The sequence below is a fragment of the Azospirillum sp. B510 genome, from assembly GCF_000010725.1.
In the GTDB taxonomy this organism is placed as follows: Bacteria; Pseudomonadota; Alphaproteobacteria; order Azospirillales; family Azospirillaceae; genus Azospirillum; species Azospirillum lipoferum_B.
The window spans coordinates 360,763-386,519 of sequence record NC_013857.1; the positions used below are offsets into that span (position 1 = coordinate 360,763).

General features: G+C 68.0%; 24 protein-coding genes. 13 read left to right on the top strand and 11 right to left on the bottom strand.

Features of this window, described 5'->3' with window-relative positions; all coding sequences use genetic code 11:
* Positions 1–379 precede the first annotated feature (379 nt).
* The 4 genes from AZL_RS34780 to AZL_RS26060 are packed head-to-tail and all read left to right on the top strand — an operon-like array spanning position 380 to position 3,429.
* A complete protein-coding gene (locus tag AZL_RS34780; protein ID WP_148219647.1) occupies positions 380–772 on the top strand; it encodes a c-type cytochrome in 393 nt (130 codons plus the stop codon).
* A 32-nt stretch (positions 773–804) separates the two neighbouring features.
* Complete coding sequence (locus AZL_RS26050; protein WP_012977414.1) at positions 805–1,200, top strand: VOC family protein; 396 nt, start codon at positions 805–807, stop codon at positions 1,198–1,200.
* Positions 1,201–1,245: 45 nt separating this feature from the next.
* A complete protein-coding gene (locus AZL_RS26055; protein ID WP_012977415.1) occupies positions 1,246–1,800 on the top strand; it encodes a twin-arginine translocation signal domain-containing protein in 555 nt (184 codons plus the stop codon).
* A gap of 57 nt (positions 1,801–1,857) precedes the next feature.
* Positions 1,858–3,429, top strand: a complete 1,572-nt coding sequence (locus AZL_RS26060) for a GMC family oxidoreductase (RefSeq protein ID WP_012977416.1) — start codon at positions 1,858–1,860, stop codon at positions 3,427–3,429.
* A 26-nt stretch (positions 3,430–3,455) separates the two neighbouring features.
* Here the strand turns inward: AZL_RS26060 and AZL_RS26065 are convergent, their stop codons facing one another.
* Entirely contained in the window at positions 3,456–4,790 is a 1,335-nt protein-coding gene (locus AZL_RS26065; protein ID WP_247894466.1) for an MFS transporter, read from the bottom strand.
* Positions 4,791–5,297: 507 nt separating this feature from the next.
* Here AZL_RS26065 and AZL_RS26070 point away from each other — a divergent pair.
* The 3 genes from AZL_RS26070 (at position 5,298) to AZL_RS26080 (ending at position 7,486) form a co-directional block, all read left to right on the top strand.
* Complete coding sequence (locus tag AZL_RS26070) at positions 5,298–6,149, top strand: alpha/beta fold hydrolase (protein WP_042445864.1); 852 nt, start codon at positions 5,298–5,300, stop codon at positions 6,147–6,149.
* A 150-nt stretch (positions 6,150–6,299) separates the two neighbouring features.
* Positions 6,300–6,683: a response regulator transcription factor gene (locus tag AZL_RS26075; RefSeq protein ID WP_012977419.1), complete on the top strand. Its 384-nt coding sequence runs from the start codon at positions 6,300–6,302 to the stop codon at positions 6,681–6,683.
* Between the two features lie 137 nt (positions 6,684–6,820).
* Entirely contained in the window at positions 6,821–7,486 is a 666-nt protein-coding gene (locus tag AZL_RS26080; protein WP_012977420.1) for a response regulator transcription factor, read from the top strand.
* On the opposite strand, the gene AZL_RS26085 is transcribed toward AZL_RS26080, so the two are convergent.
* Entirely contained in the window at positions 7,468–8,727 is a 1,260-nt protein-coding gene (locus tag AZL_RS26085) for a sensor histidine kinase (RefSeq protein ID WP_012977421.1), read from the bottom strand. The genes AZL_RS26080 and AZL_RS26085 overlap by 19 nt on opposite strands.
* Positions 8,728–8,978: 251 nt before the next feature.
* On the opposite strand from AZL_RS26085, the gene AZL_RS26090 reads away from it, so the two are divergent.
* The 3 genes from AZL_RS26090 (at position 8,979) to AZL_RS26100 (ending at position 13,165) form a co-directional block, all read left to right on the top strand.
* A complete protein-coding gene (locus AZL_RS26090) occupies positions 8,979–9,425 on the top strand; it encodes a (2Fe-2S)-binding protein (protein ID WP_012977422.1) in 447 nt (148 codons plus the stop codon).
* Between the two features lie 119 nt (positions 9,426–9,544).
* Positions 9,545–11,749: a xanthine dehydrogenase family protein molybdopterin-binding subunit gene (locus tag AZL_RS26095; protein ID WP_042445870.1), complete on the top strand. Its 2,205-nt coding sequence runs from the start codon at positions 9,545–9,547 to the stop codon at positions 11,747–11,749.
* 207 nt (positions 11,750–11,956) lie between these two features.
* A complete protein-coding gene (locus AZL_RS26100) occupies positions 11,957–13,165 on the top strand; it encodes an MFS transporter (RefSeq protein WP_012977424.1) in 1,209 nt (402 codons plus the stop codon).
* 85 nt (positions 13,166–13,250) lie between these two features.
* Here AZL_RS26100 and AZL_RS26105 read toward each other — a convergent pair whose 3' ends face one another.
* The gene (locus tag AZL_RS26105) at positions 13,251–14,009 is read right to left on the bottom strand and encodes an SDR family oxidoreductase (protein ID WP_012977425.1); all 759 of its coding nucleotides are present in this window, start codon (positions 14,007–14,009) and stop codon (positions 13,251–13,253) included.
* A gap of 190 nt (positions 14,010–14,199) precedes the next feature.
* Positions 14,200–15,153: a GlxA family transcriptional regulator gene (locus AZL_RS26110; protein WP_012977426.1), complete on the bottom strand. Its 954-nt coding sequence runs from the start codon at positions 15,151–15,153 to the stop codon at positions 14,200–14,202.
* Positions 15,154–15,474: 321 nt separating this feature from the next.
* On the opposite strand from AZL_RS26110, the gene AZL_RS26115 reads away from it, so the two are divergent.
* Positions 15,475–15,783: a putative quinol monooxygenase gene (locus AZL_RS26115; protein WP_012977427.1), complete on the top strand. Its 309-nt coding sequence runs from the start codon at positions 15,475–15,477 to the stop codon at positions 15,781–15,783.
* A gap of 23 nt (positions 15,784–15,806) precedes the next feature.
* Here the strand turns inward: AZL_RS26115 and AZL_RS26120 are convergent, their stop codons facing one another.
* Positions 15,807–16,424 carry a TetR/AcrR family transcriptional regulator gene (locus AZL_RS26120; RefSeq protein ID WP_012977428.1) on the bottom strand — a complete coding sequence of 206 codons (618 nt, stop codon included), beginning with the start codon at positions 16,422–16,424 and terminating at the stop codon, positions 15,807–15,809.
* Positions 16,425–16,770: 346 nt separating this feature from the next.
* Here AZL_RS26120 and AZL_RS26125 point away from each other — a divergent pair, with 346 nt between their 5' ends.
* Positions 16,771–17,106: a carboxymuconolactone decarboxylase family protein gene (locus AZL_RS26125; RefSeq protein ID WP_042445873.1), complete on the top strand. Its 336-nt coding sequence runs from the start codon at positions 16,771–16,773 to the stop codon at positions 17,104–17,106.
* Between the two features lie 75 nt (positions 17,107–17,181).
* Here the strand turns inward: AZL_RS26125 and AZL_RS26130 are convergent, their stop codons facing one another.
* Together AZL_RS26130 and AZL_RS26135 are read right to left on the bottom strand one after the other, a co-directional pair.
* Positions 17,182–17,820 (bottom strand): helix-turn-helix domain-containing protein, encoded by a 639-nt coding sequence (locus tag AZL_RS26130; protein WP_012977430.1) that lies wholly within the window; start codon positions 17,818–17,820, stop codon positions 17,182–17,184.
* A 71-nt stretch (positions 17,821–17,891) separates the two neighbouring features.
* The gene (locus tag AZL_RS26135; protein ID WP_012977431.1) at positions 17,892–18,848 is read right to left on the bottom strand and encodes a LysR family transcriptional regulator; all 957 of its coding nucleotides are present in this window, start codon (positions 18,846–18,848) and stop codon (positions 17,892–17,894) included.
* A gap of 147 nt (positions 18,849–18,995) precedes the next feature.
* Between AZL_RS26135 and AZL_RS26140 the strand changes: the two genes are divergently transcribed.
* On the top strand, positions 18,996–19,712 hold the full coding sequence (locus AZL_RS26140; protein ID WP_012977432.1) for an SDR family oxidoreductase: 717 nt from the start codon (positions 18,996–18,998) through the stop codon (positions 19,710–19,712).
* A 105-nt stretch (positions 19,713–19,817) separates the two neighbouring features.
* On the opposite strand, the gene AZL_RS26145 is transcribed toward AZL_RS26140, so the two are convergent.
* The 4 genes from AZL_RS26145 to AZL_RS26160 are packed head-to-tail and all read right to left on the bottom strand — an operon-like array spanning position 19,818 to position 25,598.
* Complete coding sequence (locus tag AZL_RS26145) at positions 19,818–21,188, bottom strand: NAD(P)/FAD-dependent oxidoreductase (protein ID WP_012977433.1); 1,371 nt, start codon at positions 21,186–21,188, stop codon at positions 19,818–19,820.
* Positions 21,185–21,499: a (2Fe-2S)-binding protein gene (locus AZL_RS26150; RefSeq protein ID WP_012977434.1), complete on the bottom strand. Its 315-nt coding sequence runs from the start codon at positions 21,497–21,499 to the stop codon at positions 21,185–21,187. Before AZL_RS26150 ends, AZL_RS26145 begins: the two co-directional genes overlap by 4 nt.
* On the bottom strand, positions 21,496–23,487 hold the full coding sequence (locus AZL_RS26155; RefSeq protein ID WP_012977435.1) for a hydantoinase B/oxoprolinase family protein: 1,992 nt from the start codon (positions 23,485–23,487) through the stop codon (positions 21,496–21,498). The genes AZL_RS26150 and AZL_RS26155 overlap by 4 nt, the downstream gene beginning before the upstream one ends.
* Positions 23,488–23,519: 32 nt before the next feature.
* Positions 23,520–25,598 (bottom strand): hydantoinase/oxoprolinase family protein, encoded by a 2,079-nt coding sequence (locus tag AZL_RS26160; protein WP_012977436.1) that lies wholly within the window; start codon positions 25,596–25,598, stop codon positions 23,520–23,522.
* Positions 25,599–25,757: the final 159 nt, after the last annotated feature.

The following is a 25,757-nucleotide window of genomic DNA, read 5'->3' on the forward strand; positions in this document are numbered from 1 at the left end:
GGCGATGGAGGTCCGCAGCCTCAGGCCGTGTGCGACCGCCGAACCGGGGCGGCTGCAACGCCCACCCTGTAAAGCAACCGGCGTGCCAGAGCGCCGGAACCTGATGGATGGGAGATTTTAAAGATTATCAGTGTTACATATCGTCTTATTATGGGACGATATGTCGCGCCGGAGTGTCCCAAAATGAGACAGGTGGGACGGCGTCGTCATGCGACATCGCACAAAACCCGCCTTTGTTCTTGTCCAGACCAGCTATCCGCAGCATGGCATGGGCCTTGCTCTGGTCCCAACGACGGCGCCGCATCGGCTGGTCCGATGTGCCGACGCCCAAAGGCTTCGGCCAAGATTTCGGGAGGATTTTCAAACAATGAGGCATGCGATGCACGCGAGGATGTCGCCGCACCGCTGGGTGATGTTGCTGCTCCTTCTGTCCATTCCCTTTTCGCCCTTCACGCGAAAATCCGCGGCGGCGGATGGCGAGACGCTGTTCCGCCAGCAATGCGGAACCTGCCACTCGCTAAAGAAGGACGACGGGCCACGCGCCGGGCCGCCGCTCTATGGCGTCATCGGCCGCAAGGTCGGAACCGCTGAGGGCTTCGATTATTCGGATGCGCTACGCGGCGCAGGCTTCACCTGGGACGCCGGGCATCTCGAACATTGGCTGTCCAACTCCAACCAGTTCGTTCCCGGCAGCTACATGAACTATCGGCAGGACGACGACAGTGTGCGCAAGAACATCGTCCAGTTCCTGGAGACCAACGCCAAACGGTAACACCGGTCCTCATCGACATCGCGGGAAACATCATGGCCAAGATCATTCACATGATGGTGCGCGTCCTCGACGAACAGCGGTCGCTGGACTTCTACGCCAAGGCATTCGGGCTCGAACCGGCCGAGCGGCTGGGATTCGACGGCTTCACGTTGATCTACCTGCGCAACGCCGAAAATGACATGGAACTGGAACTCACCGTCAACCATGACCGCGCGGCCCCCTACAGCCATGGCGACGGCTACGGTCACATGGCGGTGGCGGTGGACGACCTGGACGGCGAACATGCCCGGCTGTCGGCCCTGGGCTTCCCGGTGACCCCGGTGAAGGAGTTCGCCCCCGACGGCACCCTGCTGGCCCGCTTCTTCTTCGTCACTGATCCGGACGGCTACAAGACCGAGGTCCTGCAACGCCACGGCCGCTACCGCTGAGTCCCGACGGCAACAACACTTCACCATGGGAAGGAGACGTCGATCATGCGCGTTCTCGACAAACGGACACGGCTCAACAGGCGGAATTTTCTGAAGACCTCCGCCGCGTCGGTGGCGGCGGCCGGTGCGGTTTCCGGCGGCATGGTGTCGATCGGAGCGACCCCGGCCTGGGCCGAGGGGCTGGCCGCCATCAAGCCCGACGCGGCCAGGACCCTGCTGGTGATGGTGCGCGACCTCTATCCGCATGACCGGCTGGGCGACGCCTATTACGAGGCGGCGCTGGCCTCGATGGACCAGGCGGCGGCCAAGGACGCCACCCTGGCGGGCCAGCTCAATGACGGGGCCGCCGCCCTTGACGCGGCCGCGCGCAAGCTGGGCAACGCGCCCTATGCCGCCATCAAGGCGGAGGCGGATCGCGTCACGGTGCTGAAATCCATCGAGACCACGCCCTTCTTCCGCAAGGTCCGCGGCGACATGGTGGTCGCCCTCTACAACCAGCCGGAGGTGTGGGCGAAGCTCGGCTACGAAGGGGCGTCGGCCGAATATGGCGGCTACATCCATCGCGGCTTCGACGATCTGGACTGGATCAAGGACGCCTGACGGCATGGCCGTACCGAACGCCCACCGAATGCCCGAAAAAATGGGGAGGATCGAGACATGGTTGCGAAATTCGCGATGGATGACGACAGCGTCGTGGTGGTGATCGGATCGGGGGCCGGCGGCGGCACCCTGTCGAACGAACTGGCCCAGAAGGGCATCAAGGTGGTCTGCCTGGAGGCCGGCGGGCGTCACGAGATCCAGGATTTCGTGAATGACGAGTGGAAGAGCTTTTCGCAGATCTCCTGGCTCGACAAGCGTACCACCTCGGGAAGCTGGCGGGTGGCGAAGGATTTTCCCAACCTTCCGGCCTGGATCGTCAAGGCGGTCGGCGGTTCCACCGTCCATTGGGCCGGCGCCTCGCTCCGCTTCCAGGAGCACGAGTTCAAGGCGCGCACCACCTATGGCGCGGTGGAGGGCGCCAACCTGCTCGACTGGCCGGTGACGCTGGCGGAGATGGAGCCCTATTACGACAAGGCCGAGTTCAAGATGGGGACGACCGGCACCAACGGCATCCCGCGCCTGCCCGGCAACAACAATTACAAGGTGCTGGCCGCCGGCGCCAAGAAGCTGGGATACAACGAGTTCCACACCGGCAACATGTCGATCAACAGCAAGCCGCGCGACGGCCGCGGCGCCTGCCAGCAGATCGGCTTCTGTTTCCAGGGCTGCAAATCCGGGGCGAAATGGTCGACCCTCTACACCGAGATCCCCAAGGGCGAGGCCACCGGCAATCTGGAGGTCCGGCCGAACGCCCAGGTGCTGAAGATCGAGCATGACGCGAAGGGCAAGGTCAACGCCGTGCTCTATGCCGACGCCACCGGCGCCATGCACCGGCAGAAGGCCCGCATCGTCGCGGTCGCCGGCAACTCGATCGAAAGTCCGCGCCTGCTGCTGAACTCGGCCTCGACGATGTTTCCGGACGGGCTGGCGAACTCGTCGGGTCAGGTCGGGCGCAACTACATGCGGCACATGACCGGCTCGGTCTATGCGATGTTCGACCGGCCGGTGCATATGTACCGCGGCACCACCATGGCCGGGATCATCCGCGATGAATCCCGCTTCGACCCGCGGCGCGGCTTCGTCGGCGGCTACGAGATGGAGACGCTGTCGCTCGGTGTGCCCTTCATGGCGGCCTTCCTCGACCCCGGCGCCTGGGGCCGCGAGTTCAGTTCGGCACTGGACGCCTACGACCATATGGCCGGCATGTGGCTGGTGGGGGAGGACATGCCGCGCGAGACTAACCGCGTCACCCTGCATGCGACCGAGAAGGACAAGTTCGGCCTGCCCATCCCCAACGTCAATTTCGACGACCACCCCAACGACATCGCCATGCGTACCCACGCCTATGGCCGCGGGTCGGCGGTCTATGATGCGGTGGGGGCGGTGCGGACCATCCACACCCCGCCCTACCCCTCCACCCACAATCTCGGCACCAACCGCATGAGCGCCAACGCCCGCGACGGCGTCGTCAACAAATGGGGCCAGGCGCACGACATCAAGAACCTGTTCGTTTCGGACGGCAGCCAGTTCACCAGCGGGGCGTCGGAGAACCCGACCCTGACCATCGTCGCGCTGGCGATCCGGCAGGCCGATTACATCGCCGGCCAGATGGGCAAGCGCGAGATCTGAGGCGGTCCGTCACAACCGCATCAAGGTCACAACCGCGCGGGGTCACCGCCACACCCGATGGACAGTTCCGGCCCGGCCGTCGCATCCAGCCTCGGCAAGGACCGGACCTCGCGCATGCGGGTACAGGCCAGAAGGGTGGCGAGCGCGCAGGCCGAGACATACCAGGCGGGGGAAATCGGATCGCCGGTGATGCTGATCAGCCAGGTGACGATGAACTGGGCGAAGCCACCGAAGATCGCCACGCCGGCACTGTAGACGATGGACAGGCCGGAGGCGCGGACGCGGGCTGGAAAATTCTCCATCAGCAGAAGCAGGCACGACCCCGCCCCGATCGCGTTGAAGGCGATCAGCAGCCCGGCCACGGCCAGCGCCGCCGGAACGCCGGGACCGTGCGACAGCACCCGGAAGGCGGGATAGGTCAGGCACATGCTGATCAGCGCGCTCCAGGCGACGAAGGGACGGCGGCGGTCGATCCGATCCGACAGCAGTCCGGCCAGCGGCGCCACCAGCACCATCGTCACCCCGGCGACGCAGCCGGTCAGAAAGGCCGTTCGCGACGGCAGTCCGACGATCCGGATCAGATAGGTCGGCATGTAGTAGATGTTGACATAGGTGGAGGCGGTGCCGCCGGCGATCATCAGCACGCCGGCCGCCAACCTGGAGCGATGGTCGGACAGAAGCTCGGCCAGGACGGCCCGGCCGCTGCGGTCGGGCCGCGCCGTTTCCGGCAGCAGGCGGCGCAGATACAGACCGACCGGCAGGATCAGCAACCCAGCCAGGAAGGGAAGGCGCCAGCCCCAGGCTTCCAAGGCCTCGGCCGGCAGATGGGTCGACAGCAGGTAACCGCTGAGCGCGCCCAGCAGCGCCGCCGCCCCCTGGCTCACCATCTGCCAACTGACGCGCAGGCCGCGCCGGGCCGGGGATCCCATCTCCATCAGCACGGTGGTCGCCACGCCGATCTCGCCGCCCGCCGAAAAGCCTTGCAGGACGCGGCCAATGACGATGGCGACGGGCGCCGCCACGCCGATCTGGGCATAGGTCGGACACAAGCCGATCAGCAGTGTTCCCAGCGCCATCAGCGAGATGGTCAGCACCAGCGCCGGTTTGCGTCCGGCCCGGTCGGCATAGGCGCCGATGATGATTCCCCCAAGCGGCCGGACGACGAATCCAACCCCGAAGGTCAGCAGCGCCAGCAGCAGCGGCCCATAGGCCGTCTGGACCGGGAAGAACAGCTTGCCAATGGTCAGCGAGAAGAAGCTGTAGATGGTGAAATCATACAGCTCCACCGCATTGCCGATCGACAACGCGAGAATGCCGGCAGAGGATGGGGGCGGCTCACCCGCGCTGATCGACGATGCCATGAGCATGCTCCTTCCATCCGCCAAAAGGCTCCGCGACGCCGATAAGGATCAGGTTCATTAGATTTTTTAAACAAACAGACACGGAATCCGGGGACGGAAAGCCGAGAGGAACATGTCCGTTTTTCCAGTATGGCGCAAATAAAGACATAAACAATCCCTTGAATCCCCGGATCTCGTTCGGATATTTCCTTATAGCGACTCTTAATACCTAGGGATAGCTTTGAATATTTCCCAAATCCGGTAGCCATTGAGCCCTCGGCGCTCCACGGCGCCAATCGATCATCCCCGCTCGACCCGACCGTCAACGCACTGACAGGGACCATCACGATGACATCCGGAGAGAACCACCAGGATTCCGGGGCTCCAGGGACCACCCGCCGGAGCCTGATCGTCGGCGCGGCCGCCGCAGGCGCCGCCGCCGCCGTCATCGTCACCACCGATGCCGATGCTGCCGAACGCCGCCAGGCCGGCGACACTGGGGCCCACAAAAGCGAAGGGAAACGGACAATGACCAACGGCAAGACCGAAGACGGGTTCGTCACCGCCAAGGACGGCGCCTCGATCTATTACAAGGATTGGGGGCCGCGCGAAGCCCAGACCGTCATGTTCCACCATGGCTGGCCGCTGAGCGCCGATGATTGGGACGCCCAGATGCTGTTCTTCCTCAACCACGGCTACCGTGTCGTCGCCCACGACCGGCGCGGTCATGGCCGCTCGACCCAGACGGCGAGCGGGAACGAGATGAACACCTACGCCGACGACGTGCTGGCCGTCGTCGCCAAGCTGGAATTGAAGAACGTCTTCCATGTCGGGCATTCGACCGGCGGCGGCGAGGTGGCCCGCTATCTCGGCCGCCACGGCACCTCGCGGGCCGGCAAGGCGGCGCTGCTGGGCGCCGTGCCGCCGATCATGCTGAAGACGGCCGCCAACCCTGGCGGCCTGCCGCTGGAGGTGTTCGACGGTTTCCGCGCGGCGCTTGCCGCCAACCGCGCCCAGTTCTTCCGCGACATCCCCTCCGGCCCCTTCTACGGCTTCAACCGCGAGGGCGCCAAGGTTTCGCAGGGCGCCATCGACAATTGGTGGCGGCAGGGCATGATGGGCGGCGCCAAGGCACATTACGATTGCATCAAGGCCTTCTCCGAGACCGACTTCACCGAGGACCTGAAGAAGATCGACATTCCGGTGCTGGTGATGCATGGCGACGACGACCAGATCGTGCCGATCGCCGATTCCGCCCTGCTGTCGTCCAAGCTGCTGCCGAAGGGCAGCCTGAAGATCTACAAGGGCTTCCCGCACGGCATGGCGACCACCCAGGCCGAGACCATCAACGCCGACCTGCTGGCCTTCTTCAAGGCCTGACGCCGGTCCGGTTCCCCCCGCAAGGCGGCATTTGCCGCCGCGGGGGTCAACCTATACGCAGGTATAATGGCGCATCCGGCTCCGGTTGGTGAAATGGACCGTCGCGACAGAGGTGGTTGACGAGACGGGCCGTGGCTGGAGTGTGATGTCGTGCAGAGTGTTCCCACCATCTGTGTCGTCGACGACGACGAAGCCATCCGGGAAAGCCTCGACAATTTCCTGCGCTCCGTCGGCATGCGGGTCCGCACCTTCTCCTCGGCCGAAGAGTTCATCGCCTATGAGGGGGAGACCGCCTGCCTCGTCACCGACCTGAACCTCAAGGGGATGGATGGCTTCAGCCTGCAGATGGTGCTGTTGCAACTGGGACGCCGGCACCCGGTGATCGTGATGACCGCCTTCGCGACGCCGGCCGCCCGCAACCGCTCGCTGGCCCAGGGGGCCTTCGCCTTCGTGACCAAGCCGCTCGATCCGGAAAATCTGCTCCTCCTCATCGAGGATGCCGTCGGAAACCGCCAGGGGGACCGCGAACCATGACCAGTCAAGCTCAGCAAAGCCGCCTTCCCGTCACGGGATACGACCTCGCCGGCTTTGCCGCCGGCAGGCCGGCGGGCTACCGTGGCTACCGTGGCCCGGTGGTCGGACCGCATCGACGGGACGCGGTGGAGAGATCCATGCCGGAAGACAGCATGACGGGGGGCGGCTCCGCCCTGGTCTGCATCATCGACGATGATGCGGAGGTGCGCGGCGCGGTGGAAAGCCTGCTGCGTTCCGCCGATTACCGGGTGCTGGCCTTCGCGTCGCCCGAGGAGTTCCTCGCCAGCGGCGAAGCCGCAGATGCCGCCTGCCTGATGCTGGACGTCTATCTGGACGGCGCTGACGGGTTGGAGGTGCAGCAGACGTTGCGGCAGCGTTCCATCACCGTGCCGGTGGTGCTGATGACCGGCCAGGGCGACATTCCGATGAGCGTGCGGGCCATGAAGGCGGGCGCCGCGGATTTCCTGACCAAGCCCTTCGCGGACGACGAGCTGCTGCAAGCGGTCGGCGAAGCGGTGGCGCTGGACGAACGGCGCCGCTCCGAACGCGGGGAGGACGACGCGGTGCGCGCGCTGTTCGCCAAACTGACCCCGCGCGAACGCGACGTGATGGCGCTGGTCACCGCCGGACTGATGAACAAGCAGGTTGCGGCCAAGCTGGACCTCAGCGAGGTAACGGTGAAGATCCACCGCGGCAACCTGATGCGCAAGATGCGGGCCCAGTCGCTGGCCGACCTCGTGCGGATGGCGGAAATCCTGGGCGTGCGCGAACGCACCGTCACACGCTACGGCACGGCGGGCTGAGCCGCACCGACGGTCGCCGTAACCGGCGCCGGCGCCACCGGCAACGAAAAGGACAAGGTGGCGCCCTGCATGCCAGCCTCGGCATGGTTGTCGGCCCACAGCCGGCCGCCATGCTCCTCCACGATGGTTTTGCAGATCGACAGGCCCAGCCCCATCCCCTCGTCCTTGGTCGAGAAGAAGGGCTCGAAGATCCGCGGCAGCAGCGCGTCGGGAATGCCGGGACCGGTGTCGGCGACGGCAAAGGTCACCGTCGCCGATCCGTCCGCCGCGGCAGCGACGGCGGCGGTGATGGAAATGCGGCGGTCCAGCGACCCGGCCGCCTGCATCGCCTGGATGGCGTTGTAGGCGATGTTGACGATCACCTGCTGGATCTGGGTGCGGTCGCCGACGATGACCGGCAGGTTGGGTGGGATGTCGACGGAGATCCGGGTTTTCTGGCGATAGGCCTCATGTTCCACCAGCGTCACCGCATCGGCGATGCAGTCATGCGGTTTCATCGGCTCGGTCACCAGTTCGCCACGGCGCGCGAAGGAACGCATCTTGCCGACGACCCGCACGGCGTGGCGGGAACTGGCGGTGATGCGGTTCAGGCTGGTCGCCACCTCCGCCAAATCCGGCGGCTCGCGGGAAAGCCAGCGCGCCGCCGCCGCCGCATGGCTGGCGATGGAGACCAGCGGCTGCGACACCTCGTGCGTCAGCGACGCCGCCAACTCCCCCACCAGCGACAGGCGCCCGGCATGGCTGAGATTGGCCTGCGCCGACATCAGCGCCTCCTGCACCCGCTTCAGTTCCGTCACGTCGACGGCGAAGAAATAGAGGCGGCTGTAGGCCTCCGGATCGGCAGGGCCCGGCGGCAGGCTCGCCCGCCACAGGATGGGCACGACGCGGCCATCCTTGGTGTGCAGCACGCGTTCGCCCTGACAGACCGTGTCGCCACGAACCATCGCCCTGAACACCTGCGCATTGCTGGCGGGACTGGCCGGTAGCCGCAGACGCGACTCCCGCAGGAAGCTCTCCTTGTCGGCGAAGCCCATCAGGTCGAGCGTCGAGCGGTTGGCGTCGAGAATATGGTGGAAGCGCCGCACATCGAAGAAGAATTGCGGGTTGTCGTCGAGGAAACGGTCGAAATCCGCCACCCCGCCGGCGATCACCTCGTCGATCGCCCGTTTCACACCCGACCAGTCTTCGCACAGGATCGAGATGGGAGAGATCTCGAACAGGTCGGCATGCCGAAGATCCATCGATCGAAATCCTTCCCCATCGCCCTTCAGGCCACCGGATCATCGCGGTCTCTTGTCCTGGATCATCTATAGGAAATTCTTGGAAAGACGGCAACCTTGTCCGGATTCCTGGACTTGCGCCATTTCCAGTCAATAAACACTCATAGGGTTCGCATCCTTAATACCTAGGGATGGATACGAGTCCGACGGTCGGCGGGCGACAATCAACGCCAGCAGAATTCCCCCACCATGCACTCCCGAGGGAGACCGTCATGACCATTCTCCACATCAACGGCCGCACCCATCAGGTGGCGGTCGAGGACGACACGCCGCTGCTTTGGGTCCTGCGCGACACGCTGGGGCTGACCGGGACCAAATATGGTTGCGGCATCGCGCAATGCGGCGCCTGCACCGTGATGATCGACGGCACCGCCACCCGCTCGTGCCAGGTGCCGGTGGACAGCGTCGGCGGCGCCGACATCCGCACCATCGACGCCATCGAGGAGGATCCCGTCGGCCGCAAGGTGGTCGAGGCCTGGGTGGCGACGCAGGTGCCGCAATGCGGCTATTGCCAGTCCGGACAGGTGATGGCGGCGACCGCCCTCTTGAAGCAGACGCCGCACCCGACCGACGGCGACATCGCCGACGCGATGACCAACCTGTGCCGCTGCGGAACCTACAACCGCGTCGCCGCCGCCATCCGCCAGGCCGCCGGCTGAGAGGAGCGAGACCCATGAACCGCCTGCTCACCGCCCCGTCACCGGCACGCACCCAGTCTCCGAACGGCTACCGGATTCCGCTCGAACTCCAGATCGCGGCACAGTCGGCTGTTCCGCTGATGAAGCCGGACGGCGTCTCCAACCTGTCGCGCCGCGCCTTCCTCGGCTTCGGCACCAGCGCGCTGGTGCTGGGCGCCCTGCTGCCCTCCATGCCGGTCCGGGCACAGACCACCGCAACCGCGGCGGCGGCCATCAAACCGGGCACCCGCGTCCCGGCCTTCCTGGTCATCGGCAAGGACAACGCCGTCACCCTGCTCAGTCCCTTCGTCGAGGGCGGACAGGGCATCAGCACCGGCCTCGCCCAGATCGTCGGCGAGGAGTTGGACGTCGATCCCGGCCGCTTCACCGTCGAATGCGCCCCGCCGGGTGCCGATTACGGTGTGATCAACGGGCTGCGGATGACCGGCGGCAGCTTTTCCACCCGGTCCAGCTATCCGCTGATGCGTCGGCTCGGCGCCACCGCCCGCGACATGATGATCCGCGCGGCGGCCACGAGACTGAAGGTCAAGCCGCGGAGCCTGTCCACCGAGGACGGCTTCGTCATCCATGCCGCCAGCGGCCGCCGCCTGTCCTATGGCGAGCTTGCCCCCGTCGCCCTGGCACTGCCGCCACGCGACGACGTGGCCCTGCGCGACCCGTCCAGCTTCCGCTACATCCGCCAGCCGGTGGCGCGGCTGGATGTGCGGGCCAAATCGACCGGCAAGGCCGTCTACGCCATCGACCAGAAGCTGGAGGGCATGCTCTACGCCGCCGTGCGGCATGCGCCCAACCAGGGCACGACCGTCCAGGCCATCGCCAACCGGGCGGCGGTGGCGGCGATGCCCGGCGTCCATTCCGTCCACACGCTGCCGGGCGCGGTGGCGGTGGCCGCCGACAGCTGGTGGCGCGCCCGCAGGGCGGTTGAGGCGCTGTCGGTGAGCTGGACGGCGCCCGCCTCGTCCGGACTGGACAGCGTGGCCGCCGACTATGGCTCCGACGGGCTGCTGGCGGCGCTGAAATCCTCGACCGAAGCCGGTCTTCCGGCGGAGACGGCGGGCGATGCCGCCGCCGCCTTCGCCAAGGCCGCCAAGGTGATCGAGGCGGAGTATGACGCCCCCTATCTGATCCATGGACAGTTGGAGCCGCCGTCCTCGATGGCGCGCTTCAACCCGGACGGCACCCTGGAGCTGTGGGCGCCCAACCAGATGCCGGAGCTGTTCCAGTCGGTGGCGGCCCAGGCCGCCGGGCTGCCGCCGGACAAGGTCATCCTGCATTCGCCGATGCTGGGCGGCTTCTTCGGCCGGCATTTCCTCTATGGCAGCGCCAACCCCTTCCTTCAGGCGATCCAACTGGCGAAGGGCACCGGCCGCCCGGTGAAGGTGCTGTGGTCGCGGGAGGAGGAGTTCCGCATGGACGCCGTCCGCCCGCTCAGCTTCACCCGCTTCCGCGCCGCCATCGGCGCCGACGGCCGCCCCACCGCCATCCAGGCGCGCACCGTGGGCGAGGGACCGCTCGGCCGCTGGTTCGGCGCGGTGTTCAAGGATCCGGTCGACAGCTCGGCGGTGGAGGGCGTGACGGAAAAGCCCTACGCCATCCCCAACCGCCGAATGGAGTATGTGAAGTTCCCCCATCCCGTGACCATCGCCTTCTGGCGCTCGGTCGGCCATTCGATGAATGATTTCTTCTATGAGGGCTTCCTGGACGAGATCGCGCTCGCCGGCGGCCAGGATCCCTTCGCCCTGCGGATGGAGCTGCTGAAGGACAAGCCGCGCCACCGCAAGCTTCTGGAGACGGTGGCGGCGATGTCCGGCGGCTGGAAGCGCGGCCCCTACGAGGTGGACGGTGCGCGCCGCGCCCGCGGCGTCTCGATGGCCTCCCCCTTCGGATCGGAAACCGCGACCATCGCCGAAGTGTCGGTCGAGGGCGGCGAGACCAGGGTTCATACCGTCTGGGTCGCCTTCGATCCCGGCAGCATCGTCAATCCGGCCATCGTGAAGTCCCAGGTGGAATCCGCCGTGGCGCTCGGCCTGTCGGCCACCCTGTTCGAGGAGCTGGTCTATAAGGACGGCGTCCGTCAGTCGCATAATTTCGACGACTACCCGATCCTGTCCCGCCGCTCCATGCCCGCCGTGCATGTGGAGATCATCGAGAGCGGCGCCCCGATGGGCGGCGTCGGCGAACCCGGCCTGCCCGGCGTCCCGCCGGCGGTGGTGAACGCGGTCGCCGCACTGACCGGGCAGCGCATCCGCAGCCTGCCGCTGGCAAAGAGCAGGATCGGGGTCTGAGGGGACATCCTCCCGATCCGGTCTCCCCCCGATCCGGCATGCCGCGCGGCATGAATGTCTGGAAAAGTGGTTTCCGTGACATTCACGCCGCCGGCCCCTCGTCCTAAACTTCGGGCATCCGCCATTTTCCGCCGCCTGTCCGCCGACAGGGCGCAAAGGCCGCCACGCCTTGCGCCGCCCGGAATGGCTCCGCACAGGAAACTCCCCATGGCTTTCCCCCATGCTCATTCAAAAGCGCCACTCTATTGGCTGGCGCTCGGGTCCTTCGCCGTCGGGACCGAGAGCTTCATGATCGCGGCGATCCTGCCGGACATCGCCGCCGACCTCTCGGTCAGCGAACAGGCGGCGGGCCAGCTGGTGTCGGTCTTCGCCCTGACCTATGCCGCCAGCTCGCCGGTGCTGACCGCCCTGACCGGTGCCGTCAGCCGCCGCCTGCTGCTGATCGTCACCATGCTGGCCTTCGTCGCCGCCAACATCGTGGCCGCCGTCGCCGGCAGCTATGGCGGGCTGATGGCCGCCCGCGTGCTGCTCGCCATGGCGGCCGGGCTGTTCGTTCCCAACGCCAACGCGCTGGCCGGGGTGCTGGTGCCGCCGTCGGAACGCGGACGCGCCCTGTCGATCGTCACCAGCGGCCTCAGCCTCGCCATCGTCTTCGGCGTGCCGCTGGGCGCCATCGTCGGCGACACGCTGGGCTGGCGCATGACCTTCGTCGGCGTCGCCCTTCTCTCGGTGGTCGCGGTTGCCGGCCTGCTGGTCGGTCTGCCGCGGGCCATCGGCTCCAATGTTCCGGTGGTCGGGCTGGGGGCGCGGCTGGCGGCCTTGCGGAACCCGGCGGTGCGCCGGCCGCTGGCCGTCACCACGCTGTGGGCGATGGGTCCCTTCACCGTCTATCCCTATCTCGCCCCCTATCTCCAGCGGGTGGCCGGGCTGGAAGGGGCGGCGGTCGGCTTCGCCCTGTTCGCCTGGGGGCTGTCGGCCTTCATCGGACTGGCGGTGGGCGGACGGCTGACCGACCGGCTGGGCGGTGCCCGCATCGTGGCGCTGACCCTGCCGCTGATCGTGCTGGCGCTGGCCAGCCTGTCGCTGACGGCGGAGCTGCTGCCGCCCGCCCTGGCGCTGGCTCCCGCCTTCGCCGGCATCATCGCCTGGGGATTCGGCGCCTGGGCCTTCTATCCCGGCCAGCAGGCCCGCCTGATCGGCATCACCGGGCCGCAGCACGCGCCGATCATCCTGTCGGTCAACGCCTCCTTTCATTATTTCGGTTTCTCGGTGGGGGCGGCGCTGGGCTCGCTGGTGCTGAGCCTCGCCAGCGTGCGGGAGCTGGGCTGGATCGGCGCGCTGTGCGTGACCCTGGCCTGCGTTCTGGAATTCGCCCCGGCCCGCGAACGGCGGTTGGCCAGCGCCCCGGCGGAATGAGGCATCGCCACAAAAAGCCATAAGGAAAGGGCCGCCGGATTTTCGTCCGGCGGCCCTTTCCTCGCGTCCCGTCGGACCGCTCCGGTCAGACCGGAATCGGGTTCTCGGCGATGTAGCTGTTGAAGCCCATCACCAGGGCATGCTCGTTCGGGCCGGCATTGTCGCGCATCGGGCGGGCGCTTTCGACGATGGCCTCCTCCGCGTCGGTGGCGAGCGCCGCCATCGTCTGCTCGATGAAGGCGTCCAGCGGCATGGCGCGGGGATCGTCGCCCTTCTTGATCAGGTCGGTGTTGACCCAGGGCGGCGCGATCTCCTGCACGGTGACGCTGCTGTTGCGCAGCATGAAGCGCTGGGACAGCGTGTAGCTGTGCAGGGCCGCCTTGCTGGCCGAATAGACCGCGGTGTTGGCCAGCGGCGTATAGGCGAGCACCGAGGTGTTGTTGATGATCACCGAGCGCGGCTGCGCCTTCAGATGCTCGATCAGCGCCGAGGTCATGCGGATGGGGCCGAGCAGGTTGGTGGTGATGATCGACTGGGCCTGCGCGTCGTCGATGACACCGGACGCGTCGTCGAACGGCATGATGCCGGCGTTGTTGATCAGGACGTTCAACGCCGGGTTCCCGGCGACCAGCCGGTCGGCGGCGGCCTGGATGCTGGCCGGGTCGGCGATGTCCAGCTCGATGGCCCGCATGCCGGGGTTGGCGGCGGTCACCTCGTCCAGCAAGGCCTTGCGCCGGCCGGCGATGATGACCTGATTGCCCAGCTTGTGGAACGCTTCGGCCAACCCGCGGCCGATGCCCGAGGTGGCCCCCGTGATGAAGATGGTGTTGCCGGTGAGTTGCATGGCTTGGATGTCCGTTCTGGTGAAAACCGGGCAAGCGGGAGCGTCCAGGGACTCGAACCGTTCCCCCGTGGTATTCCTGCTTGCGATGATGGAAAAGGCTACCGCATCCGAAGTATCATGGGAGCCATATCTAGGTATTAACCGTGGTGTTGGCCGCAACCTGCAAAAGTAACAGGGACAGGCTTGTCTTTCAGTCCAGCGCCGGAACGCGGTCGCTTTCCATCGACCTGCGGATCACCTGGGGCGGCTGGCCATAGGCGCGCAGGAAGGCGCGGCGCATGCGCTCGCGGTCGGCGAAGCCGGTTTCACGGGCGATGACGTCCATCGAATGGCGGCCCTCCTCCATCATCACCCGCGCCGCCTCCAGCCGCAGATGCTCCACCGCCTTGGCGGGGGTCTGCCCGGTCTCCTGGCGGAACAGACGGCTGAACTGGCGCGGGCTGAGGTTGGCGGCGTCCGCCAGCTCCTCGACCGAAAGCTCGTTTGTCAGATTTTCCTTGGCATGGACCAGCGCCCGCCGCACGCGGTCGGAGCGCGGCTCCAGATCCAGCAGGGCGGAGAATTGCGACTGGCCGCCGGGACGGCGCAGATAGACCACCAGCTTGCGCGCGACCTCCTTGGCGACCCGCGCGCCAAAATCATCCTCGACCAGCGCCATGGCGAGGTCGAGGCCCGCCGTCATCCCGGCCGAGGTCCAGACATTGCCGTCGACGCTGAAGATGCGGTCCTCCTCCACCTTCACCTTGGGATAGAGGCGCTGCAAGGTCCGGGCGTGGTTCCAATGGGTGGTGGCGCGGCGTCCGTCGAGCAGCCCGGCCTCCGCCAGCACATAGGCGCCGGTGCAGATGCCGGCGATCCGGCGCGAGACCCCGGCGGCGTCGCGCAGATAGGCGAGCATTCCAGGGCTGGACGGCTTGACCCGCAAGGATCCGATGGTGATGGTCGTGTCGAAGACGCTGTCGGCGAACGGCCGGGTCTCGACGGAGAAGCCCAGCGAATTGCGCACCGGGCCGCCCTGTTCCGACAGGATCTCGACCCGGTAGGCCTGCCGGCCAAGCACGAGATTCGCCATCTCGAAGGCCGAGAGCGCGGCCATCCCCATCACCTGGAAGTCGTCGAACACCACGAACCCGATGGTGAGCATGCCCCTCTCCGTATCCTCTGCCCCGCCCTGCCCCAAACTCCGGCTTGCGGGACGCCGAGCCACAGCCCTCAGATTAGGCGGCGGCTCCGTTGTCATGAATGTCAAAGACACCACGATTCCGGCCAAAGCCCCGGCACGGAATATCCGTTTTCACCCGCATGGATGGCCGGAAAAGCGTTGGCCCAGGTCCATGCCGAACTCCTTCCACGCCATACTCCTGGCCGAAGTGCCGTGTTGCCACACACCCGGCCGGGAGTTCACTCTGCGGAGCAAGGATCGAGACCGTTCCCGGTCCGCCCCCAGTCACGGAGAGACGCCGCCATGACCATTCCCCCCAGCGATCAGGTCCAACTCGTCGCCTATCTCGTCGCCAAGCCCGGCCAGGAACAGGCCCTGACCGACGCGATCACCGGCATCGTCCCGGCAGTGCTGACGGAACCGGGCTGCCTCGCCTATTCCGCCCATGTCAGCCGTGAACATCCCGGCACCATCGTGATGTACGAGGTCTGGCAGGATCAGGCCGCCCTCGATGCCCATGCCAAGGGAGCGTCCTTCACCGGCCTCGCCGCGCAGTTCGACACGCTGCTGGGCGAACCGCTGCGGATCGACCTGCTGCGCCGCATCGCCTGACCGGCACTGCGACGCCACGGCGGTCAATTCCCGCCGCTATCAGGCCCCACCGCTGTCAAGGCCCCACCGCTGTCAGGCTTGCCCAAGCTCGCGCGTGCCGCCGCCAGGATCTCCTCCGACAGGGCGGGGTCATCGACGGCACGCGCAAGGATGAGCGCGCCGACCATGCCCGAGAATGTGGCGAGCGCGGCCTTGCGCTTCGCCTCGGCCGACCGGCCCGGCACCAGCCGGCTCAGACTGTCGAGGAAAGGACGCAGCCCGCGGGTGAAGGCGCCGCGCGCGGCACCGCCCTGTCTGGCCACATCGGTTCCCAGCGCCGCGACGGGACAGCCGGCGGCGCTGTGGTCGCGGTGGCGCGGCGACAGATAGCTGTCAAGCATCGCCGGCAGCGCATCCTCGCCGGCCGTTTCCGCCGCTTGGCTCCAGCGCGCCGACATCGTTTCCATGGCATGGGCACAGGCCTCGGCGGCCAGATCCTCCTTGGAGGCGAACTGGCCGTAGAAGCCGCCATGGGTCAGTCCGGCCTCCTTCATCAGGTCGGCGACGCCGATGCCGTTGAAACCGCGTTCACGGAACAGGGCGCTCGCCACCTCGACGACCCGGCGTCGGTTCTCCGCCGCCTGCTCCTTGCTCACCCGCATGATGCACCTTCCGTAACCGATCCGGGCCGGGATCGCTCTGATCGCCTCTGGCTCCCGGACGCCAAATTATATGACGATCATCATTGAATGCGCAATGATGGTGATCGTAATATAACCCCCGCTCCCGAGAGCGGCCGCGCCAAGGGCGATTCCGGCGGGGCGATTCCGGCGGGGCGACGGCCATCGCCATCGGAGGGGTGTGAAGGCGGGGTGCCGACTCCCCCGGAACGGCGTCCAAAAGACGCGCGCATCCTTCTATATCGCCCGCCCGCCAAACCGTAGCGTGTGGTCATCCAGCCGGCCCTGACAGTCGCACGGCCGGCACCCGAAGGAGAAACCGACCATGATGCTCAATTGGAACGAATATCGTCAGCAGGTGCTCACAGGCGTCGGCGAGATCGCCAAGCTCAGCCCCGACACCGTGCGTGGCTATGCCGGGCTCAGCGCCGCCGGCCAGAAGAAGGATCTGCTGGGCGCCAAGACCCGCGAACTGATCGCGCTGGCGGTCGCCGTCTCCATCCGCTGCGACGGCTGCATCGCCGTCCATACCGAGGCGGCGATCAAGAGCGGCGCCACCCAGGATGAGATCGCCGAGGCGCTGGGCGTCGCCATCGCATTGAACGCCGGTGCGGCCCTGGTCTATTCCACCCGCGTGATGGACGCCTACGCCGCGCATGGCTGAACCGGCGGCGGCGGCGGGCCATAGCACCGCCGCCGCTTTTCCGTCCGTCACTGCCCATGGCCGCAACCGTCGGGATCAGCCGGTTGGTGACGCGATGACGTCACCGTCATGCCCGTCGATCCGGTTCCTGTGCCGCCACAGACGGGGCGCCTCCCCGGCGATGCGGCGGAAGATGCGTGAGAAGTGCGACTGGTCGGAGAAACCGCAATCCAGCGCGATCTGCGACAGCGGCGTGTTCGTCGTTTCCAGCAATTCCTTCGCCCGTTCCACCCGCCTGCGTACGATGTAGGCGTGCGGCGGGCATCCGAAGCTGTCCTTGAATGCCTGACAGAAATAGCCGCGGCTGAGCTTCGCCACCGCCGCCAGATCCTGGTTCCGGATGGAACCGGCGAGATGGGCGTCGACATAGGCCGACACCCGCTTCACCTGCCACGCGGCAAGCCCGATCCTTGCCGGCGTGACCTTGCCGCCGCCCTCGTCGGATGCCTGATCGACCCCACTCCGGTCGCCATCGGCCCGTTGCAGCCGGGCCAGGGCCAGCGACAGGCAATCCTCCACCGACCGCCGGTCCGGCGCCAGCATGTCGCTCGCCACCCGCAGCAGCCAGTCGGCCGCCGCCTCAAGCCGGTCGCCCCCCTCCGGCCCCCGCCCGACGAAGGCCGGGAACGGCGGCACCGGGAGAGGAGGCGATACCTCCGAAGCCGCCCAGTCCATAACCCGATCTCCTGCTCAAGCCAATCCTGACGGCGACAGTGCCGAAGGCCGGGACAGGCCGAAACCCATACTCAGGTATCGGTCGCCAGAGGACAGATCGCCAGGGAAGCGATCGCCTTGCGGATGGGCGCGTCACCCGGAACGCCCGTCCGGTTCAGCCGCTGCGCCATGGCGTCCAGAAACAGCCGCACCCGCGTCGGCAACTGGCGTTGGGAGGGGAAGAGCGCGCAGACCGGCGCCGGATCGCCATGCCAGTCCGGCAACACCCGCATCAGGCGACCGGCGGCAAGATCGTCCTGCACGTCGATCCACGACTTCAAGATCAGGCCGCAACCGGCCAATGCCCAGTCCTGGGCAACATCGCCATTGTCGCTCCGCAGCCTGGAGGCGGTGTCGACCTCGACCATGCCACCAGGGCCAAGCAGGCGCCAGCGACCGCCGGCCCCGCGATACTGGATGCAGTCGTGACGTTCCAGATCCCGCGGCGCGACGGGGTGCCCGCGGCGCTCGAGATAGGCGGGGGCGCCGACCACGACACGGTGATTGTCGGCCAACCGCCGCATCACCAGCGTCGAATCCCGTGGCACGCCGATCCGGACGACCACGTCCATCCCCTCGTCGATCAGGTCGACCATGCGGTCGGTCAGGCACAGATCGACCGAGATACCGGGATAAGCCTCGACAAGCGCGCGGCAGACGGGCCCGACATGGATCCGTCCCAGGGCCGCCGGCGCCCCGACCCGCAACACGCCCCGAGGTTCGACACGTCCATGGCTCAGCGCCTCCTCGGCTTCGGCGATCTCGGCAAGGATGCGTTGGGCATGCGCATGGAGCCGCCGTCCCTCTTCCGTCAAGGCGAGACGGCGGGTGCTGCGGGCGACCAGCCGGGTATCGGTCCGCCGCTCGAGCGATGCAAGCCGCTTGCTGACGACACTGAGCGCCAGATTCATCTCCCGCCCGGCCGCGGACAGGCTGCCTGCGGCGACGATGCGCACAAAGGTGCGAAGCTCGTCGATGTCATCCAGCATACCGGCCACATTCTTTCCATTTGGTGGAGAGTCTATCGATCATACCAAGGATACTGCGCGATTTATGAAAGGAATAGGGTTGTCTCCGTTAAGGATGGCGGCACCGACAGGCCCGCCCTCCCGATCCCTCGACAAAGGAAAGTCATCATGTCCGAAGCCTTGAAGACCAAGCGCATGCTCGTGATCGGCGGCAGTTCCGGCATCGGTCTGGCGACCGCGATGGCCGCCGCCGGGGCCGGCGCCTCCGTCACCATCGCGTCACGGTCACGGGACAAGCTGGATGCGGCGCTGGGCCGGATCGGCGGTGATGCCCGTGCCATCCCGCTCGACACCCGCGACCCGGATATGGTCGAACGCGTCTTCGCCGAAGAGCCGGCCTGGGACCATGTCGTCATCTCGGCGGCGCAGACGCCGGGCGGCCCGGTCCGGGGCCTGTCCATCGCCGACGCCCGGATCGCGATGGAAAGCAAGTTCTGGGGCGCCTATCACGTCGCCCGCTCCGCCAAGATCAACCAGACGGGTTCGCTGACCCTCGTGTCGGGCTTCCTCAGCGTCCGGCCCTCCGCCACCTCGGTGCTGCAAGGGGCGATCAACGCGGCGCTGGAGGCGCTGGCGCGCGGCCTGGCCCTCGAACTCGCTCCCATCCGGGTCAACGCGGTGTCGCCCGGCCTGATCGAGACACCGCTCTGGTCCGGCCTTCCCGAGGACAAGCGCGAGGCCATGTTCGCCGGAGCGGCCCAACGCCTGCCCGCCCGCCGGGTCGGCCAGCCCGAGGATATCGCCAACGCCGTGCTGTTCCTGGCCACCACGCCCTTCGCGACCGGATCGACCGTCCGCGTGGATGGCGGCGGCGCCATCGCGTGAGCCGGTCCGCGTCATCGCCAGCGACCTGCCGAGGATCGGGGATGATCAAAGCCGGCCCTTGAGCGGAACCCAGAGCCGAACGACGCCGCTTGGCCGGTCGGCGCGTCAGTCCTCCCCGGCCAACGCGCCGACCGGCACCGGCCGAACCGGCGCCTGCGCCCGCAGACGCCCGGCCGCACCGGCGTCCGCCAGCCCGCCGGCGGCGGCGGCGAGGTCGGCCGCCGCAAGCTGGCAATAGCGGCCCTGGCAACGCCCCATCCCGGCGCGCCCCAGCGACTTCACCCGATTGGCCTCCGCCCCGCCATAGACCGCCGTTTCGCGCACCGCCCCGGCGGTGATCCCCTCGCAGCGGCACAGGATGGTGTCGTCGGGCAGGGCCCGCACCTGCTGCGTAGGCCAGGGAAAGGCCCGCGCGATGCCGCGCGCGAAGCGCTCCAGCCGATCGAGCCGTTTCAGATCGGGCGCGCTGTCCGGCGCCGGCAACCCCAGATCGGACAGGCAGGCCGCGGCGGCGAGCCGTCCGGCGACCTCCGCCCCATCGGCCCCCAGCAGGCGCAGGCCGTCGCCGGCCAGATAGACGCCGTTTCCGGCCCGGCCCATGCGGTCGGCGCAGGGCAACCACTGCGCCCAGGTCGGGTCATAGGCGAAGCGGCAGCCGGCGAGATCGGCAAGCTGGGTTTCCGCCCGCAGATGCCAGCCCAGCCCGACCACATCGCACGGGGTCCGCCGCGCCCGTCCACCGGCATCCGTCCAGCGGAGCGCGGTCACCCCGGTGTCCGACGCCTCGATCCTCTCCAGCTTGACCCCGGCATGGTAGAGCCGCCCCAGCCGCGCCCGCATCGCCAGCCCTTGCAGGGCGAAGCCCGGCCGGACGGCGAGGTCGGGGAAGGCGGCGATCTGCCCACCAAGTCCGGCGGTGTCGAGAACCGCCGCGACCCCCGCTCCCGCCTTGAGCAGTTGGGTCGCCAGCAAGGTCAGCAGCGGTCCCGATCCGGCAAGCGCGATCCGCCGTCCCATCGCGCCCCCCTGGGCCTTGAGCGCGATCTGCATCGCGCCCAGGCCGTAGACGCCGGGTGCCTGCCAGCCCGGCACCGGGGCCAGACGGTCGGTCGCCCCGGTCGCCAGGATCAGCCGGTCATAGGCGATCCGCCGGGACCCGGCATCGCCAAGCGCATGCAGCACGCCATCGGCCAGGGCGACGACCGAATGGCGCGGCAGATGGGTGACGCGGCCTGCCGCGACCAGCCCGTCGAACAACCCGTGCAGCGCCACCGCCTTGCCCGCCTGCGACCCGTAGAGCAGCCCCGGCGGCCGGGTGAAGCCGTCGGGCGGGCGGCGGTAGATCTGCCCGCCGGCCCGCGCGCCCTCGTCGATCACCGTCGGGCGCCGCCCGGCCGCCACCAGCGTCTCCGCCGCGCGGATGCCGGCCGGACCGGCCCCGACGATCACGACGCGCGCCCCGCCAACCTCGGTCATGGCCAATCCTCCCGATCGCCGGTCAGCAGCCGCATGCCTTCGGCCACCGGGGTGGTGCAGGCGCGGATGCGGGCGCCCTGTTCCTGCCATACCCAGCAATCCTGACAGGCTCCCATCAGGCAGAAGCCGGCGCGCCGCTCCGGCCCGAATTCCGCCTGACGCAGCGCCGGACCATTGGTCAGGATCGCCGTCAGCACCGTATCGCCCGACAGCGCCACACGCTCCACCCCATCCAGCAGGAAACGGACCGGGGGCCGTCCCGTCTCGGCCAGCCGGACCAGCCGGCCGCCGGCCGATGAGTCACCGCTCATTCCGCCGCCTCCCGAACAGCGGCCGGCGGGCGTGGCATCTCGGGGAAGCGGGCATGGACCTCGGCCAGCGCCGCCTTCACCCCCTCGGCCCCGGCGCGGCCGGCCATGCGGCTGAAGATCTCCGTCTTGGCGAAGAAGCGCCAATGGATCGGCAGGCCGGCGAGGATCCGCGTCAACGCCTCATAGGCGTCCGGCGTCCATTGCCGCTCATAGCCCTCGCGCTCGGGACCGTAATGGAAATGTCCGGTTGGTGCCGGCCGGGTGGCGCGGAGCCGGTCCGTCGCCGCCATGTCCAGCGCGCCGTCGCGGATGACGACGCCATACTCCCGCTCCGCCGCCTCGGCGGAGACATAGCCGCGCGCCACGTCCTGGGCCACGCGCCACGCCTCGCGCGTAAACGGATCGCCCCGTCCGCCGCCGCCGGCCGAACGGATGTCCAGCACGTCACCCGGTTGCAGCACCGCGGTGTCGATGTTGCCCAGCCGCTTTTCGCCCGGCGTGCCGGGATTGACCACCATGTCGGACAGCCCCGCCGCCCGGCCGCCCAGCACGCCCCAGGGGCGGAAGAAGCCGCGGTCGCGGTTGCGCGCCGTGATGCGGGTGTCGGGGGCGAAGACGCGGAAGGCCATGTGGGTGGCGAGCCCGCCGCGCCAGCGCCCGGCCCCGCCGCTGTCCCGCGCCAGACCATAGCGGACGAACTCCACCGGGGTTTCCATCTCGGTGATCTCGATCGGCGTGTTCCGGAGGTAGGCGGCGTCGGCTCCCGATCCGTTGGTGCCGTCGCGGTGGGGCATGCCGCCACCGCCGCCGACCACCGGGTTGACGGCGGCGATGATCCGGCCGCCCGTCCGTTCGTCGGTGGTCATCACGTTGACGATGCAGTTGTTGCCGGCCGGGGCCGCCGGAAGCCGCTCCGGCACCGCCTGGGAAAAGGCGCCGAAGATCACCGAACGCAACCGCGCGCAGGTCAGCGACCGCATCCCCACCGCCGCCGGAAACACCGGATTCAGCACGGTCCCCTCGGGCGTGATACAGGTGAAGGGCCGGGTCAGGCCGGTGTTGAGCAGGATCTTCGGGTTGAGGGTGTAGAGGACGTAATAGACCCCGACCAGAAGGATGGTATGGCGGGGATCGCCGCCCGACGGCACGTTGAGCGAGGAGGCGAGTTGTGGGTCCGACCCGGTGAAGTCGAGGATCGCCTCGTCGCCCCGGATCGTCAGGGTCAGCTTCAGGCGGCAGGGGTTGGCGGTGACCGAATCCTCGTCGGCGTAGTCGGCGAACTCCCAGCGCCCGTCGGGCATCGCCCGCAGGATGTCGCGCGCCTGCGCCTCGGCATGGTCGAGCAGCGCCTCGACGCCGTCAAGGAAGGTGGTCTTGCCGAACTTCCCGACCATGGCGAGGATCTTGCGCTCGCCGGTGTTCAGCGCGCCGACCAGCGCCTTGATGTCGCCGATGTTCAGGTCGGGCTTGCGGACGTTGGCGGTCATGATCCGCAGGATCTGCTCGTCGAACACCCCCTCGCGGACCAGCTTCATCGGCGGGAAGCGGATGCCCTCCTGATGGATTTCGGTCAGCGCCCGCGACAGCGAGGCCGGGACCGCCCCCCCCATGTCGGTGTTGTGGATGTGCCCGCCGGTCCAGGCGATGATCTCGCCTTCGAAGAAGACCGGCTTCCACAGATGGGTGTCGGGGGCGTGGGTGGCGACGAAGCCGGAATAGGGATCGTTGGTGAAGGCGACGTCGCCGGGCCGGTAATCCTCGATCATGGCGATGGCCCGGCCATAGGTCAGGCCTGGATACCAGGTCGCCCCCAGCTCCATCGGCACGCCGAAGGTCTCGCCCCGGCGGTTCAGCAGCATGACGGTGAAATCCTCCGTCTCCTTGACGAAGGCGGAATGGGCGGTGCGCTGAAGCGTGTGGGCCATGTTCTCGGCCGCCGAGCGCGCGTGGTTCGCCAGGACCTGAAGCTTCATACGGTCGAACTTCATCCGGTCGAACACTGGGCTATCGGACATGGCGATCACTCCGCGAAGGTCAGGTGGAGGTTGAGGTGCGCATCGACACGCGCATCGGTTCCGGCCGGAATGGCGAAGGTGGTGTCCTCCTGGGCGACGATGGCCGGACCCTGAAAACGGTCGCCGGCGGCCAGGTCGGCGCGACGGTACAGCCCGACCTGGGTCACGGCGCCGCCGGTGAAGACCGGTACGCTCCGCTCCGCCAACGCGGCGCGCGGCATATCCTCCACCACGGGGAAACGCAGCACCGGGCCGGTGCCGATGGCCGACAGGCGCAGGTTGACGATCTCGATCCGACCATCGGGGTCGTCGAAATGGTAAAGTCGCGCATGCGCCGCATGGAAGGCGGCGGCGATGGCGCCAGGATCGTCACCTTCCAGCCAGGAGGAGGCCAACGGCGTCTCGATCTCGTAGCTTTGCCCGGCATAGCGCATGTCGGCGACGATTCTCAGCTCGACCGCGCCGGCATGCCCCTGAGCGGCGAGCCAGTCCCGCCCTTCCCCACCCATCGCGGCGAACGCCTCGCGCAGAACCGGCATCAGTTCGGCGGACAGCTCGGCGAACAGGGTGCGGACGAAATCGCCGCGCAGGTCGGCGACCAGCCCGCCCAGCGCCGAGACGACACCCGGCCAGCGCGGCGCCACCACGTGCGGCATCCCCAGCTCGCGCGCCAGGAACACGCCCAGCATCGGCCCGCCGCCGCCGAAGGGCATCAGCGCGAAGTCGCGGACATCGACGCCGGCCCGCGCCGCCATCTTCTCGACCTCGGCGAACATCTCCGAGACCGCGACGTCGAGAATGGCCTGGGCGGTGGCCTCCGGCGAACGGCCCAGCCGCTCGGCCAGCCGCCCCACCGCGGCGCGCGCCAGCCCGACATCCATCCGCAACTGGCCATAGGCCATCTGGCTATGGCCGAGCCAGCCGCACACCACCATCGCGTCGGTCACCGTCGCCCGTTCGCCGCCACGGCCGTAGCAGGCCGGACCCGGCGTCGATCCGGCGGATTCGGGGCCGACGCGGAGCACCCCCCGCCCATCGACGCTGGCGATCGACCCGCCGCCGATGCCGATGGAACTGACCGACACCGACGGGATGTGCAGCGGAAACTCGCCGATCATCTCGCCGACGCCGAACCGGGCCCGTCCGTCGATGATCAGGGCGAAATCGGCCGAGGTCCCGCCGATGTCGAGCGTCAGGATGCGCGGCTCCCCCGCCTGCCGGGCCAGCCACGCCGCCCCGTTCACACCCGACGCCGCACCCGACAGCAGCATGTGGACACAGGCCCGCTTGCCCTCCGCCGCGTTCATCACGCCGCCGTTGGACTTGGTCAGCAGCGGGCGGGCGGGCACGCCGCGCCCGGCCAGCCTCTCCTCCAGCGCCGACAGATAGCCGGAAATCCGCGGATGGACATAGGCGTTGAGGATCGCGGTCGTCGTCCGCTCATACTCGCGGATCACCGGCCAGACCTCGGCGGAGGTGAAGACGAACAGCTCGGGCGCCAGCCGCGCCACCTCCTCCTTCACCGCGGTCTCGTGGGCGTCGTCGCGCCAGGAATGCAGGAAGGAAACCACCACGCCCAAAGCGCCCTTGGCCCTGAGAACGGCCACCGCCTCGGCGACGGCGGCCATGTCGGGGGCCTGCCGCTCCGCGCCGTCGGCCCGCAGGCGGGCGGGAATGCCGAAGACCATGTCGCGGGCGACCAGCTGGTCGGGACGCGAGCAGAACAGCGAATAAGTGTCGGGCATGCGCAGCCGGGCGAGTTCGATCACATCCTCGAACCCGGCGTTGGTCAGCAGCGCCAGCGGCGCGCCCTTGCGCTGGATAACCGTGTTCATGCCGACCGTGGTACCATGCACGAAACGGCTGACGGCGCGCGGGTCCAGCCCCTCGCGCTCGGCCAGCAGGGTCAGACCGGTCATCAGTTCGGCGCCGGGATCCTCCGGCGTGGTCAGCACCTTCAGCGACGCCACCCGGCCCGACCGGGTTTCCAGCGCGCAGAAATCGATGAAGGTTCCACCGATATCGACGCCGATCTTCCAATCGGCTCCTGGAACCGCCGCGCCGCGATCAATACCCCCGTCCATCTCCGCTCCCTTCCGCAAATCGGCTTGCGTCTGATCCGGACGGAAGGCTGACAGGCGGCGGGCCGGGGGTCTAAGACCCAATGGAAGCGAACACATAAGCCGGACTTATGCATCCGCCCCATAGCCCGGCCTTATGGGCTTCCGCGCAACCCGTCTTTG

What these genes read in the sequence shown, in the direction of transcription:
- AZL_RS34780 (WP_148219647.1), top strand. Translation starts at nt 380, where the DNA reads ATGCACGCGAGGATGTCGCCGCACCGCTGGGTGATGTTGCTGCTCCTT.
- AZL_RS26050 (WP_012977414.1), top strand. Translation starts at nt 805, where the DNA reads ATGGCCAAGATCATTCACATGATGGTGCGCGTCCTCGACGAACAGCGG.
- AZL_RS26055 (WP_012977415.1), top strand. Translation starts at nt 1,246, where the DNA reads ATGCGCGTTCTCGACAAACGGACACGGCTCAACAGGCGGAATTTTCTG.
- AZL_RS26060 (WP_012977416.1), top strand. Translation starts at nt 1,858, where the DNA reads ATGGTTGCGAAATTCGCGATGGATGACGACAGCGTCGTGGTGGTGATC.
- AZL_RS26065 (WP_247894466.1), bottom strand. Translation starts at nt 4,790, where the DNA reads ATGGCATCGTCGATCAGCGCGGGTGAGCCGCCCCCATCCTCTGCCGGC.
- AZL_RS26070 (WP_042445864.1), top strand. Translation starts at nt 5,298, where the DNA reads ATGACCAACGGCAAGACCGAAGACGGGTTCGTCACCGCCAAGGACGGC.
- AZL_RS26080 (WP_012977420.1), top strand. Translation starts at nt 6,821, where the DNA reads ATGCCGGAAGACAGCATGACGGGGGGCGGCTCCGCCCTGGTCTGCATC.
- AZL_RS26085 (WP_012977421.1), bottom strand. Translation starts at nt 8,727, where the DNA reads ATGGATCTTCGGCATGCCGACCTGTTCGAGATCTCTCCCATCTCGATC.
- AZL_RS26090 (WP_012977422.1), top strand. Translation starts at nt 8,979, where the DNA reads ATGACCATTCTCCACATCAACGGCCGCACCCATCAGGTGGCGGTCGAG.
- AZL_RS26095 (WP_042445870.1), top strand. Translation starts at nt 9,545, where the DNA reads ATGAAGCCGGACGGCGTCTCCAACCTGTCGCGCCGCGCCTTCCTCGGC.
- AZL_RS26100 (WP_012977424.1), top strand. Translation starts at nt 11,957, where the DNA reads ATGGCTTTCCCCCATGCTCATTCAAAAGCGCCACTCTATTGGCTGGCG.
- AZL_RS26105 (WP_012977425.1), bottom strand. Translation starts at nt 14,009, where the DNA reads ATGCAACTCACCGGCAACACCATCTTCATCACGGGGGCCACCTCGGGC.
- AZL_RS26110 (WP_012977426.1), bottom strand. Translation starts at nt 15,153, where the DNA reads ATGCTCACCATCGGGTTCGTGGTGTTCGACGACTTCCAGGTGATGGGG.
- AZL_RS26115 (WP_012977427.1), top strand. Translation starts at nt 15,475, where the DNA reads ATGACCATTCCCCCCAGCGATCAGGTCCAACTCGTCGCCTATCTCGTC.
- AZL_RS26120 (WP_012977428.1), bottom strand. Translation starts at nt 16,424, where the DNA reads ATGCGGGTGAGCAAGGAGCAGGCGGCGGAGAACCGACGCCGGGTCGTC.
- AZL_RS26125 (WP_042445873.1), top strand. Translation starts at nt 16,771, where the DNA reads ATGCTCAATTGGAACGAATATCGTCAGCAGGTGCTCACAGGCGTCGGC.
- AZL_RS26130 (WP_012977430.1), bottom strand. Translation starts at nt 17,820, where the DNA reads ATGGACTGGGCGGCTTCGGAGGTATCGCCTCCTCTCCCGGTGCCGCCG.
- AZL_RS26135 (WP_012977431.1), bottom strand. Translation starts at nt 18,848, where the DNA reads ATGCTGGATGACATCGACGAGCTTCGCACCTTTGTGCGCATCGTCGCC.
- AZL_RS26140 (WP_012977432.1), top strand. Translation starts at nt 18,996, where the DNA reads ATGTCCGAAGCCTTGAAGACCAAGCGCATGCTCGTGATCGGCGGCAGT.
- AZL_RS26145 (WP_012977433.1), bottom strand. Translation starts at nt 21,188, where the DNA reads ATGACCGAGGTTGGCGGGGCGCGCGTCGTGATCGTCGGGGCCGGTCCG.
- AZL_RS26150 (WP_012977434.1), bottom strand. Translation starts at nt 21,499, where the DNA reads ATGAGCGGTGACTCATCGGCCGGCGGCCGGCTGGTCCGGCTGGCCGAG.
- AZL_RS26155 (WP_012977435.1), bottom strand. Translation starts at nt 23,487, where the DNA reads ATGAAGTTCGACCGTATGAAGCTTCAGGTCCTGGCGAACCACGCGCGC.
- AZL_RS26160 (WP_012977436.1), bottom strand. Translation starts at nt 25,598, where the DNA reads ATGGACGGGGGTATTGATCGCGGCGCGGCGGTTCCAGGAGCCGATTGG.